2 protein-coding genes are annotated in these 2,312 nt (G+C 58.7%); both read right to left on the bottom strand.

Annotated elements, in window-relative coordinates:
- The coding region (locus EOA86_RS31230; RefSeq protein WP_164892161.1) for a TlpA disulfide reductase family protein at positions 1-670 on the bottom strand (670 nt) is incomplete at its 3' end.
- Positions 671-1,119: 449 nt separating this feature from the next.
- Positions 1,120-1,314: a hypothetical protein gene (locus EOA86_RS31225; protein ID WP_029356503.1), complete on the bottom strand. Its 195-nt coding sequence runs from the start codon at positions 1,312-1,314 to the stop codon at positions 1,120-1,122.
- Positions 1,315-2,312 lie beyond the last annotated feature (998 nt).

Below are 2,312 nucleotides of genomic sequence, written 5' to 3'. Positions count from 1 at the left end.
GAAGATCCGCATGAATCTGCCGGAACTCATAAGAGTCTGGCATCAAGGCGAGGCCTTCTTCGATGGCCAAGAGCGCCGCCGTCCAATCCTCGGCCTGCATCGCCGGCGTAAGTTTGGCGTATATCGGCCGGGTAAGCGACATTTCGCGCGCTGCAAGTTGGTTATGCGCGATGCGCTTTGCATCGGCGGCTTTCGCTTCATAGCTGCTGCGCCAGCTGCCGTTAAGGACTTTCGGCAAAACGTCATCGAGTTCCGCCGGGTGGCCAATAAAAGCGATGTGGCCGTCGCGGTCGACCACGAACGAGGTGGGAATCCCAATCGAAGAGCTGGGATCCATCCAGAGCTTGTTCATTTCGCCAATGTAATCGAACCCGATACGATAATTCAGATTCGGGAACTTCTCGGTCAGCCAGGCATCCACGTTGGTCCGCGCCTCGTCCGCGGTTGCAGCCTGTTCGCAAGCTGCGACTCCGATAATCTCAAATCCGCTGTCTTTATATTTCTCCTGCAGTTCAATCAAATGGGGCATGGCGTCGACACATGGTCCGCACCAAGTCGCCCAAAATTCAACGAGGTAGACCTTGCCGGGCTTAAAGTTCGTGACGGGCTCGCCACGCAGCCAGTTCTCCACTTTGATCGGAGGAGCCGGGGACCCCATACGCAGTTCCATGATGTTCTTATCCAAAGCTACCCACACCTTTCGTGGCTTTTATGCGTAGTTGGTTTCTCTGTCAGAATCGCAACACACGGATCAGGAGGCCATCGCTCGTCTTGCGCGTTTGCATGCGATTCAGCCCTCTCACAGTGTTGCCGCCCATCAAGCAGCAATGGGCGTGCCAACCCCTCTCAGCTCCGGTAAGCGGCGGGGAATGCTTTGAAAATTCTCCACGAGCCCAAACACGGCCGATTGTCGTGGACCTGACATGTCTTCTGCCGCTGTCGGGTTTCGCCCTCTTGAGCCAGCCGCTTTAGGACAGGTGAGAGCTTGGATGGCTCGCCTGTCATTAGACTGGCCGGCGTCCTCGAGCAGTGGCACTTTGGCGCCGGGTCGAAAGTGCGGGGCGGCTTGGTCCTCGTGCCGCCACCGCCGCGTGTGGATCCTTGCCTCGTGGACATAAATCACCACGCGGCTGGCAAGTCGGCGGCATTGGGCTCAATCAGCGCGGCGTTGAGCCCCGACAGCACGTAATGCTGCACCAATGTATCGGATGCCCTTCGCTGCCTCCACTTCTGCAGCCAGGCGTCGAGCGACGCTACCTGCCCACGTTCGAGCGCGACTGCAGTAATCTGCGCCGCAGGATAGCCAGCCGCCATTAGAAGGTACTTGGGTCGGATAGGCGTTCTGCCAGCAAATGAGGTCCGCTGTATTTCCTCGCGATGGATCACAGGCGTTCTCGGGTGATCGGGCACTATGCAAGGCGCGTCACGCTGACTAGCGCCTCGAACCACACCGGTAAAGACGGCGAGGCTAACACGACGGATATCGCAAGATCCCTTGAAATGTCTCGTTCCCCCGGCGGAGCGCGTCCAGCTCACCTTGCGGGCGTACCAGCGCCGAATGGGTACGCACGACGTCAACCTGCCTTTGGGCCCAGAGCCTCCTTGCCCTAGCCGCATGGCCCCGGCTGGTCGAGAATTTCTGGTCGTCGAGCAGTAGAACTCTTTCACATGATGGCGAATGCGCGGCGTCCAGTGGGAGAACACCTCGGCATAAAGAGCGTTACTTCCCGGGCCGACGGTGGTGAAGCATAGCGCCCCGGTCGGAGCTATTTGCCTGAGGGGCGGAGGTCCTCTTGCGCAAAAGACACGTCCTCCCAATCCGCAAGCGGTCCTGTTCGGCGCTATCCGATGTCCGACAACGTCGGAGGCGTAACGTAGCTGAGCAAGATCTATCGCTTTGCCTCGAACGATTCTCATTTGGCATGGCGCGTGCGCGTTGATCCGCAAACCCCGCCATGAGGCGAAATCGGAGCTGGCCGCCACTCCACTTCCTCCTACCACGAGAGCAGACGGGAAGCAGCGCCTTCAAATGAGGAACAAAATCACTTTACCTCGAATCTTGCCTCTCGACTACAACCGGACCCATGGAACCGCGTCCGCGACCATACAATGAGTGCGCCCCGAGGCAATGGCCCAGCGCAAAATGGCTACGCGCGATCACGCCATGCATCCAGGCTAACGAAGGCACCTCGGAGAGCCTCGCCGCCATCATCGAGACCTATCTAAGCCCACTTGAGCCAGCACAAAGGAATTTCAAACATGCACCAAGATACCGTCCGTGGGAGAGCTTTCGCCATGCCCCTGACCAGCCC

Origin of the sequence: Mesorhizobium sp. M5C.F.Ca.IN.020.32.2.1 (genome assembly GCF_004023105.1) — a bacterium.
Taxonomy (GTDB): Bacteria; Pseudomonadota; Alphaproteobacteria; order Rhizobiales; family Rhizobiaceae; genus Mesorhizobium; species Mesorhizobium wenxiniae.
The sequence above is the reverse complement of the archived record's forward strand: the minus strand, read 5'-3'. Positions and strand labels throughout refer to the sequence as shown.